The sequence below is a fragment of the Streptomyces sp. NPDC054847 genome (assembly GCF_053610925.1).
In genome coordinates this window covers 1-7,040 of sequence record NZ_JBSGZJ010000378.1, presented here as the reverse complement: position 1 = coordinate 7,040, position 7,040 = coordinate 1, and the positions used below count along the sequence as shown (strand labels likewise).

General features: G+C 72.6%; 6 protein-coding genes and 2 pseudogenes. 2 read left to right on the top strand and 6 right to left on the bottom strand.

From position 1 onward, the window contains the following. The 4 genes and pseudogenes from ACWGH4_RS27705 to ACWGH4_RS27690 form a co-directional block, all read right to left on the bottom strand. Nucleotides 1-182, bottom strand: a pseudogene (locus tag ACWGH4_RS27705) (hypothetical protein); the annotation flags it as partial. Nucleotides 183-278: 96 nt separating this feature from the next. Continuing rightward, nucleotides 279-2,246: a sensor histidine kinase gene (locus ACWGH4_RS27700; RefSeq protein ID WP_453465755.1), complete on the bottom strand. Its 1,968-nt coding sequence runs from the start codon at nucleotides 2,244-2,246 to the stop codon at nucleotides 279-281. Nucleotides 2,247-2,289: 43 nt separating this feature from the next. Further along, entirely contained in the window at nucleotides 2,290-2,994 is a 705-nt protein-coding gene (locus ACWGH4_RS27695; RefSeq protein ID WP_453465757.1) for a response regulator transcription factor, read from the bottom strand. Nucleotides 2,995-3,091: 97 nt separating this feature from the next. Then, entirely contained in the window at nucleotides 3,092-3,508 is a 417-nt protein-coding gene (locus ACWGH4_RS27690; RefSeq protein WP_453465753.1) for an SRPBCC family protein, read from the bottom strand. Nucleotides 3,509-3,700: 192 nt separating this feature from the next. Between ACWGH4_RS27690 and ACWGH4_RS27685 the strand changes: the two genes are divergently transcribed. Then, on the top strand, nucleotides 3,701-4,522 hold the full coding sequence (locus tag ACWGH4_RS27685; RefSeq protein ID WP_453465751.1) for a helix-turn-helix transcriptional regulator: 822 nt from the start codon (nucleotides 3,701-3,703) through the stop codon (nucleotides 4,520-4,522). A gap of 51 nt (nucleotides 4,523-4,573) precedes the next feature. Here the strand turns inward: ACWGH4_RS27685 and ACWGH4_RS27680 are convergent, their stop codons facing one another. Further along, nucleotides 4,574-4,843, bottom strand: coding sequence for a hypothetical protein (locus ACWGH4_RS27680; protein ID WP_453465749.1), 270 nt, complete (start codon nucleotides 4,841-4,843; stop codon nucleotides 4,574-4,576). A 226-nt stretch (nucleotides 4,844-5,069) separates the two neighbouring features. Here ACWGH4_RS27680 and ACWGH4_RS27675 point away from each other — a divergent pair, with 226 nt between their 5' ends. Next, on the top strand, nucleotides 5,070-6,704 hold the full coding sequence (locus ACWGH4_RS27675; RefSeq protein ID WP_453465747.1) for an FAD-dependent monooxygenase: 1,635 nt from the start codon (nucleotides 5,070-5,072) through the stop codon (nucleotides 6,702-6,704). A 216-nt stretch (nucleotides 6,705-6,920) separates the two neighbouring features. Here ACWGH4_RS27675 and ACWGH4_RS27670 read toward each other — a convergent pair. Next, nucleotides 6,921-7,040: pseudogene (locus ACWGH4_RS27670) on the bottom strand (AIM24 family protein); the annotation flags it as partial.

Genomic DNA, 7,040 nt, shown 5'->3' with positions numbered 1-7,040 from the left:
TCCTTGTCCTTCGTCACGCTCGGCTCGGCGGGGGCGGGGGTCTTCCGGGCAGCCTCGCGGGGCTCGACCGTCGGGGCGGGGGCGGGGCTGGTGTCGGCGAAGGCGGCGGTCGACGGCACGGCGAGCGCGCCGGCCGCGACCGTGGCGACAGCGAGGGCTCGCAGGGACAGACGGTGGGACATGTGGGGTGGCTCCGTTCCAACTGGTTGTGCCTTGATGGCACCCGCCATGCTGGCGTGGAGTTGTGAGGAACCTGTCAGAACGCTGTCGTCATCGCATCAGGCTTCACGGCCGCTGTCCGCCGGCCCGCCGGCCGGAATCCGCAGGGTGAAGACGGAACCCTTCCCCTCGGTACTCACCGCATCCACCGTGCCGCCGTGCGCCTCGGTGAGTTTCCGTACGATCGCGAGCCCGAGTCCGCTGCCGCCGGTCCGTCGGCTGCGCGACTTCTCCGCGCGCCAGAACCGGTCGAAGACGTGAGGAAGGTCCTCGGGCGACAGCCCTTCGCCCGTGTCGCTCACATCGATCACCACCGTTCCCGCGTCCTCGTGGGCGCGCAGGGTGACGCTGCCGCCGGGCGGGGTGTGGCGTACGGCGTTGGAGAGGAGATTGCCGACCGCCTGGCGCAGCCTGACCGGGTCCGCGGTCAACTCCCCCGGCAGGCCGGCCGGGGCCGGGACCACCGTCAGCGTGACGCCCGCCGTCTCGGCCAGGCCCTGGTGTGCTGCCGCGACCTGGCCGAGCAGGTCGTGGATCCGCACCGGCTCGGGGTGCAGGCGCAACGCGCCGGCGTCCGCTTCCGCCAGGTCCTGGAGGTCGTCGATGATGTGCTGGAGCTGCACCGCTTCTTCCAGCAGGGACGACACGAAGGCGCCGTCGACGTCGGCGACGCCGTCCTGTGCTCCCTCCAGCCAGCCGCGGATGTTGCTGAGCGGGGTGCGCAGTTCATGGGCGACATCGCTGACCAGCGCCTTGCGCTGTCCTTCCATGCGGGCGCGGTGCGCCGACATGTCGTTGAAGGCGGCGGCCAGCCGCCCGACCTCGTTGACGGCGCCGGCCGGTACCGGGACGGGGGCCGCGTCGGAGTATCCGCCGTCCTTCATGCGCTGCGCCGCGCCGGTGAGCGCGAGGAGCGGGCGTACGACCCGGGCGGCGGCCAGCACGGACGCCCCGACGGTGAGGGCCAGGACGAGCGCCGCGGCGCCGGCGATCCGGGCGGTGTTCGCGGGTGACAGGTCGAAACCGGGGACGGTGGTGGAGTCGGGGTCCCCGATGAACAGCAGGGCGGGCGAGGCGACATACGCGCTGAGCTGTTCGCTGCGTGCGGTGGTGACGCAGGACGCCACAGCGCGGTCGTCGGCGTCGCCGGCGGGCCCCGCGGGCGCCGGGACCTCCGCCGGGGCGGGGGCCACGGTCGGGGCGGGCGCGGGCACGGCGTCCTCGGTGACACGGGCGGACCTGTCCGCACCCGGTAGCGCCGCGGCCCTCGGGCTGCGCCAAGACAGGCCCAGGGTCAGCTTGACGGGTTCCCGGCCCTGGCGGCTCAGGCACGCGTCGGTGAGCTTGTTGAGCGCGGCCAGTGCCTTGGCCTCGGTCGCGGTGGGTTCGTCCAGTTCCCGGGCGACGCAGGCGGTGGTGGACTGGACGCGTTCGAAGTCGTCGCCCAGGACCTCGATGCGCGGACGCCCGCTGGGGCCGGCGACGACGTCCGAGCCGATGCCGTACCCGCGCAGGCAGTCGGCCGTCCGTTCCGCGATCTTCCGCAGCACGACGCGTTCGTGTTCCGGCAGCCGGAAGGGGCCGACGGCGCGCGGGTCGATGCGGTCGGCGCCGGCCTCGGAACCGTCGCCGGACACGGGAGCCAGGGCGGTGTCCGAGGAGAGCGGGTCCACGATCGCGGAGGCGCGGGGCGGCAGCCGCGGCGGCGAGGCCCCCGTGGCGGAGTCCGTGATCGGCTCCCGTTCCTCGGTGGTCAGCGCCACGCGCCTGCCGGTCCGGCGTGCCAGGTCGCGTACGGTCGCCTCGACTCCGTCCCACCGGGGGTGGGTCGCCGCGTAGCCGAGGAGGGTGTGGTAGATCCGGGCGTCGTCGGCGAGGTTCTGGCCCTGCTCCTGCTTGATGGCGCCGGAGGTGGTCTGTACGGCGATCCACGCGGTCGCTCCGACCGAGCAGACGGCGACGAGGGCGGAGACGGCGAGCAGCCGGCCGAGCAGGCTTCTGCGGATCGGCAGCCGCTCGCCCCGCACAGGGCCGCGGGACCCGGCAGGCCCGGGTCGGGACAGGCGGGGCCTAGGACGGGACACGGGAGGCGCTCGGGTCGGTCAGTTTGTAGCCGACGCCGAAGACCGTGAGCAGCCGGGCGGGCCGGTGCGGTGCGGCCTCGATCTTCTTGCGCAGGTTGCTGATGTGCATGTCGACGGTGCGGGCGCTGATGTAGCGGTCGAAGCCGTGCAGTTGCGCGAGCAGTCGCTGGCGGGTGAACACCCGGTCGGGTTCGGTCGCCATCGCGTGGAGGATGCGGAACTCGCCGGGTGTGCAGTCGACCGGGGTGCCGTCGACGCTCACCTCGTGCCGGTCCGGGTCCACGACGAGGGTGCCCACCGACAGGGCGGAGGGGGCTGCCGCGTCGCCCGCGGCGGCGAGCCGCGGACGGCGCAGCAGGGTGCGGACCCTGGCCATCAGCTCACGCGGGCTGTACGGCTTGGTCATGTAGTCGTCGGCGCCCAGGTCCAGGCCGAGCAGGAGATCGTCCTCGGTGGAGCGGGCGGTCAGCATGAGCACCGGCAGCTCTCGGGCCTCGGCCCGCAGCACGCGCAGGACGTCCAAGCCGTCGGCCCGCGGCATCATCACATCGAGGACGAGCAGGTCGGGTGCGCGGTGGCGGACCGATTCGATGGCGGCGCGGCCGTCGCGTACGACCGTGACGGTGTGGCCCTCCCGTTCCAGGTAACGGCGGACCAACTCGGCCTGTTTCTCGTCGTCTTCCGCGACCATGACGTGTGCGCACACGCGCTCGATCCTATGCGGGTGCGCGGCCCGCCCGGCCGGGGGCCGCCCTGCCGTTGCCGCGCCGCACTTCCAGGCCGCTCGGTCAGTCGTCCTGCGTGGGCGCCGTCTCCAGCGTCTGCTTGATCACGCGTGCTCCCTGGTCGACCATCTCGGTGATGGGGCCTGCGAGGTCGTCCGGCGTCACATCGGTGATCCAGACGAACCGACTGCGTTCCTTGCCGTCGGCGAAGATTTGCATCGACGCGTGGTGGTGCTTCGGGGCCAGTGCCCCGCCAACCACCGCATAGGCCACCCGGCGCGCTTCGTCGTCGATGTCGACGAGGAGTTCGCGCACCACGACGCCGTTGGCGAAGGTCACGACTCTGGTGTCCGCCTCCATGCGCGTGTCCGTGACGAAGCCCCGTGCCAGGCGCCGGTGGACCGCGCCGACGTCGCGGACTGCCGCCCAGACGTCGTCGGGGGTGCTGTCGACCAAGAATTCCTTGTGAACGTGAGCCATGTCGTCTCTCCTGTGCGTGGGTCGGGCCGGATCGGTGAGCACCAGCAGCCCCGTGGCGGCGGTCTCCAGCGCGGTGACAACTCGGCGGGGCATCGCCGGTGCGTCACGTCGACCAGCTTGCTCGCCTCAGACGCTCCGGTCTTGAACATCCTTGCGCGGGTGACTGTCGGACCCCGGGCGTAGCGTTGAAGGGTGCTGTCAGCCACCGCTCTCGCTGTCCGGCCCGACTTCAGCGTCACCGCTGTGGCGTGCCGGGAGGACCATTCGCGCTGGTCCGAGGCGGAGGTACGCGACGACTACCGGGTGGTGCTCGTGCGCCGTGGCCGGTTCCGCAGACGTGCCGACGGCGCCCTCGCCGACCTCGACCCGACGATGGCCTACATGGGCGTGCCGGGCGAGGAAGAGCGCTTCGCACACCCCGCCGGAGGCGACGACTGCACATCGATCGGCCTGACGCCGGCGCTCTGGCGAGAGATGGCCGGCGATGCCGCCCGCCCGGCCACGCAGAGCGTGTACGTCGACGCGCGCCTCGATCTCGCCCATCGCCGGCTCCTGGCGGCCGCACGGACGGGCGACATCGGATACGCGCTGACGGAAGAGGTTCTCGGCCTGCTCGCCACCGCCATCGGCCAGGTCGTCTCCGGACCTCTACGGCTTGGCGCGTCGCAAGCGCCCGGGACGGAAGCGGCTCTCGTCGCGGCGGCCCGCCAGGCGATCAGCGATGGCCACCCGGCCTCCGAAGCACTGCTTCCGCTCGCAGAGCTGCTCGGGGTCTCGCCGTACCGCTTGAGCCGGTCCTTCACCCGAGAACTGGGGGTGTCGGTGACCCGCTATCGCAATCGCGTCCGCGTCGGCCGGGCCCTGGACCGCTTGGAGGCGGGAGAGAGCAACCTTGGCGCCCTCGCCGCCGATCTCGGCTTCGCCGACCAGGCACACCTGTGCAGGACCGTGCGCCAGTACCTGGGCCGTACGCCGACGGCGCTGCGACGCCTCCTCGCACCTCGGACACCGTGACGATCGGCGCGGGCCTACAGAGCAGGGGCGGGAAAGGCACGGTCCTGGGGCTCAGGGCGTGTCCTCCTCCCAGTCGAAAAGCCTGGGGGTGCCGTTCCTCGGTCCGTACAGTGAGCGGCCGCCGGCTCCGTAACGGCCGAGTTCGGTGGCCAGCGCGGCCCCTTCGTGCAGTTGCCGGGGCGTCCACCCGGTGACGTCCAGCAGCAGCCCGTCGAGCGGTCCGCCTACCAGCTCGACGTAATCGTGTCCTGGCCGCGGGCCGGGGTCGGGATCGTCGTGATCGGCTCCGTAGACGCGTCCGCGCATGATCTGCTCGTCCATGCTGCCCAGCGTCGCAGCCACCACTGACAATGCGGTGGTCCGGCGGGCGGGCCGCCCTCGCCCGCCTACGCGCACAGCACGGCGGCGCGGGGCACAGCGCCCTCGGTGAAGGCCACGCCGGGCCGCAGGCCACGACACCCGAGTCGACGCAGCCCCGTTCACGGGGCGACCATGAGAAACGGGGTCGATCGCCCCGCGCGCCGGGGCTCCCGACAGGAGATGCCGGATGGAGCGGACCGATGTGCTGGTGGTGGGCGCGGGCCCCGTCGGACTCACGGCGGCGGCCGAACTGCGCGGACGCGGTGTCACCTGCCGTGTCATCGACCGGCTGCCGGCCCGGCTGCCCTACGCGAAGGCCGTGGGCATCCAGCCCAGGACGCTGGAGATCTGGGACCGGATGGGGATCGCGCGCGACGCCCTGGCCGCCGCCGCTCCCATGCGCGGCCAGCTGGCGTACGTCAACGGCGTGGAACGCGTGCGGATCGAGCTCAAACTGCCGCCGGACGTCCCGTACGGCTTCGCCGCCCTGCCGCAGTACGAGACCGAGCGGATCATCGAGGAGCACCTCGCCCGCCTGGGCACCCGGGTCGAACGGGAGACGGAGCTGGTGTCGTTCGCCCAGGACGAGGACGGGGTGTGGAGCACGGTCACCACACCGTCCGGACGCACGGAGGAGATCAGGTCCCGATACCTCGTGGGTTGCGACGGCGCACACAGCGTCGTCCGCAAGTCGCTGGGCCTCGCCTTCGAGGGAGGCGCCTTCCCGGAGGAGTACATGCTCGCGGACGTCGAGGTGGACTGGGGCCTGCCGCCGGGCTACAGCGTGCGGGCCACGCATGTCGGCGACGGCGCCGCCGACGACCTGCTGGTGTGCATCCCGCTGCCCGGACACCGCCGTTACCGGATGTCGATGCTGGTGCCGCCGGAGCTGTCCGCCGTGCAGCAGCGGGACGCTGACAGCGCGGCGCACGGACTTCAGGGCGGCAGAGCCCCGGGGCTGGAGCATGTGCAGGCCGTCCTCGACCGGCTGGCTCCGGAGCCCACCACGGCGTCGGCGCTGCGCTGGTCGTCGGTGTTCCGCATCAGCCACCGGCTGGTGGACCGCTACTCGCGGGGCAGGGTCTTCGTCGCGGGCGACGCCGCGCACATCCATCCGCCGACCGGCGCCCAGGGCATGAACACGGGTATCCAGGACGCCTACAACCTGGCGTGGAAGCTCGCGCTCGCCGTTGCCGGGACCGCGCACCCGCGCCTGCTCGACAGTTACGACGCCGAGCGGCGCCCGGTGGGCGAGGAGGTGGTGGGGCGCACCGTGCGCCATGCGACCGCGGGCGGCGTCCAGGCGGATCCCGAGGAGCCGCAGATGCTCATGCTGCGCGAGGCCCAACTGCTCGTGGGTTACCCGGACAGCCCGGTCGTCGCCTCCCGCGGCAGCGGCCACGCCGGTCCCGACGCGGGCGACCGCGCACCCGACTGCGGTGGTCTGGTGGGACCGATCGCCACGTTCCCGGTTCGGCTGTTCGACGTGCTCCGCGGCCGCGACGCGCACACGCTGTTGCTGTACGCGGACGACGGGAGCGACTGGGAGTCGTGTGCGGGCCTGGCGGACGAGGCAGCCCGCCTGACGCACGGACAGGTAAGGTCCACTCTCGTCCTCCACCCCGACGTCGCGGCCCCCATCGGTGCGGACGGCACGTTTCCCCAGGGGTGGCGGGACAGTCGGGGCGAGTTCGGGCGCGTCTACGACGTGCGGGGCCCGACCGCTCTGCTGCTCCGCCCGGACGGCTATGTGTCGCTGCGGCGGACTCCGCCGTCCCTGTCCGAGCTGTCGGCGCACCTCGCCACGGTCCTGCGGCTCTGACCCGGGCGGTGGCCGGGCATCGGCGGACGTGCCGGCCGGCGGGTGGCGATCCGGGCACGTCGATGTGCCCGGCAGCGGGAACGGGGAGGCGCGGACCACCGCCGTGGTGGCCCGCGCCTTCCCTTGAGCGTTCGCAGGTGTGGTGCGGGTGCGTCAGGCGGTGTGCAGACGCAGCCCGTAGCGGCCGAGGATCTCGTTGACCGGCTGGTGCCAGGTCTGGCCGCCGCCGGACATCTTCTTGAAGGCCATCTGGCCGTCGTACGCGACCATGGAGCCGTTTTTCGCTTTCACGGCGTCCCCGGTCAGGTCGACGGCGAGCACCTTGCTGCCTTGGAG